A 1,592-nucleotide genomic window follows, 5' to 3' on the forward strand; every position below is an offset into this window, starting at 1 on the left:
GCTCCCGCCACGGCGTCAGCGCCACCGGCATGCCCGTATGGCGTTCGATCTTCCAGGCGGCGTAGCGGGCCGCGCCCTCGAAGGTGAAGGCGGCCTTGATGAGGCGAGCATAGTTCAGCGGCTTGCCCAGGCGTCGGCGCAGGCGCCAGGCCGAGCGCAGGCGGGCCGCCTGCCCCTCGCCGAACGCCGGGCGCACCACACCCTCGGTCTCGACGCCCATCAGCCCCTCCTCGCGCCAGCAGGCGCGCAGGAGATGGTCATAGCGCTCGACGTCGAAAGCCAGGATCGAACGCTCCCGACCGCCCTTTTCCACCCGAAACTCGGCGGCGTAGGTCTCCTGGAACAGCGCCGACCAATAGGCCTGGGTCGGACCTTCCGCCGGTCCCAGGGCGGCGGCGAAGCGCGCGGCGGTGCGGGCCGCGTCGGCCACGGCTTCGACCACGACAGGCACGACGTCCGGCGCAACAGTCCAGACCAGCCCAGCCGGCTGGACGAAACGGGCCCAGATCGTGGTGTCGATCCCCTGCCCGCGCGTGGCCCTGCCGAACTGCTCCAGGGTCATGGTCGCGACCTTGGCGCGCAGCATGCGTCCGTCCTGCTCGATCTCGTGATAGCTGACGTCAGGCCAGAGCACCCGGGTCGCCACGCCCCGCAGGCCCGGACGCACGTCGCCGGTCAGGACGTAGAAGTCCATCACCCCATCCATGTCGCCCGTACGCAGGATCGATCCGTAGAACAGGATCGCCAGCGGCTCATGGAACAGGCCGGCCAACCGCTCGGCATAGGCCACGGCCTCGGGCGGCGCGGGGGCGGTCAGCTCCCGCGAGATCAGGGTCGCGACCTCGTCCGTCATGCCGCCAGGAACCTCAGGGGCGGCGCCAGGGTCACGGTCAGGCCGCCGGCCCCGTCATAGACGTCGCCGTCCACGACCAGGGGCTGGTTGGTGGTGATGCGCAGGCGCTCGGCGTCGCCCCGCCGATAGCCCAGACGCGGCAGCCAGGCGGCGTCCTTGCCCGCCAACAGGGCCGGAAAGGCCCCCGGCAGGCGCTTGGGCGGGGCATCGACGTCGAGGAACTTCAGGCCCTCGCGCGGCGGCCCGAACGGCTGCACGCCGAACGGCAGGCGCTTGAGCGTGGTGGCCATGACCAGGAAGCGATCGGCCGTGCGGGCTTCCTCGCCATCGATGGCCAGGCACATGCGCACGCCCGCACGCCACTGGTCCCGGGCCCCGCCCATGACCGTGCCGAACAGCCCTCCCAGGATGCTCATGGCCACGGCGATGCTGTGGAAGGCCCCGTATTTATGGACGCTCTGGGCCAGGCTGGTGGCGCGCACGAAAGCGCCCAGACCGAAAACGAAACCGTGCAGCGACGGCCGCCCGTCGTCCCAGCGCACCTCCAGCGGCGCACGGTGCTTGATCACGGCGTCATCGGACTTGGCCGCCTTGATCGCGCGATCCAGCGTCCAATCCTTGGGCACGCCCAGGTCGATGGCCAGCACGTTGGTCTTGCCCGACGGCACCAGGCTGATCAGCGGCGTCTTGGCGCCGAAGGTCTGGGGCAGCAGGCTGAGGACGTCGCGAATGGTGCCGT

At 70.8% G+C, this 1,592-nt stretch carries 2 protein-coding genes; both read right to left on the reverse strand.

What is annotated here, in order from left to right:
* A partial coding sequence (locus J7528_RS23615) for a hypothetical protein (protein WP_291879728.1) occupies positions 1-853 on the reverse strand: 853 nt, incomplete at its 3' end.
* Positions 850-1,592, reverse strand: a 743-nt coding sequence (locus J7528_RS23620) for a diacylglycerol kinase (RefSeq protein WP_291879729.1), incomplete at its 5' end; no start/stop codon positions are given. The genes J7528_RS23615 and J7528_RS23620, both read right to left, overlap by 4 nt.

This window comes from Caulobacter sp. (genome assembly GCF_017744445.1).
In the GTDB taxonomy this organism is placed as follows: domain Bacteria; phylum Pseudomonadota; class Alphaproteobacteria; order Caulobacterales; family Caulobacteraceae; genus Caulobacter.